This window comes from Neisseria sp. SLRRB23, from assembly GCF_050896295.1.
Taxonomy (GTDB): domain Bacteria; phylum Pseudomonadota; class Gammaproteobacteria; order Burkholderiales; family Neisseriaceae; genus Neisseria.
On the sequence record NZ_JBPBFH010000075.1, the window covers coordinates 1 to 956 of the forward strand.

The window sequence follows — 956 nt, forward strand, 5'->3', positions numbered from 1 at the left end:
GAATGATTAAAACTCAAATTTCAAGCCCATTTGACCTTGTTTATTTTTGTCACGATGTTTGCCTGATTGCGTAGCGAATGAAGCCCAAAGTTTAACCTTATCTTCCAGTTTAACATCGGCACCCATTTCAAACTCAAACGCTTTCTTATTATTATCAATCAATCGTTTTTCGCCGTCCATTGATACGCCAAAACCTTTGTTTTGGTAGAGGCTATTTATCGCCACAAAAGGCGTAACTTCGATATGATTCATAAATTTAGCGTCTAAATACGCTTTAATTCCAGCCCGACTTTGTAAATTATCTTGTCCGAGTGGTTTTATTTGCGTACCGTTTTGCTCGACATGCTGACCTTTTACTGCCATATAGCGCGTTTGCAATTGAGGCTGAATATAAACGCGATATTGGTTACCGTTTGTCGCAGTTTTATCTAACACTAAGAAATTATAACCTGCTTCAATAGAGGCAGTAAGACCGCGGCTACCATATTCTTCGCGGAATTTATTGCCCAAAACACGGTTTTTAAACCAATTGTAGTTTAACCAGCTATCGACATAAGCGCCCGTGTGATTTTCGTTATTCTGATACCAAGTGCCATATACACCAAGACTATAACCTTTCACTTGACCGTTTGCCACGATATCGGTTTCATGATTAACTGCCGTTGATTGATATTTGGCATAGCCTGCCATTAATCCCGCTAACACATTGCCGTGAGGCGTTTGTTTGTGGTAGAGATTGCCACCAAGTTGCACGCCATTCCGCGCGCCTTGAAGCGTACTTTCTCCACCGATGAGTTGTTGGTCATGGGTTGAGCGAATTGTACGAAGCCAGACTGCTTGGGTTTTATTAGGTTGCATAAACACATTGCCGAGACGGTCATGTAAACGCAGAGTAAACATGTTATTTGCTGCCTCTGAATTTGCCGCATAAACCACACTTTCTGTACGTGGTTTTA

At 41.4% G+C, this 956-nt stretch carries 1 protein-coding gene; it reads right to left on the reverse strand.

What is annotated here, in order from left to right:
- Positions 1-6: 6 nt before the first annotated feature.
- On the reverse strand, positions 7-956 hold a 950-nt coding region (locus tag ACRPFF_RS11085; RefSeq protein WP_432674662.1), incomplete at its 5' end, for an autotransporter outer membrane beta-barrel domain-containing protein.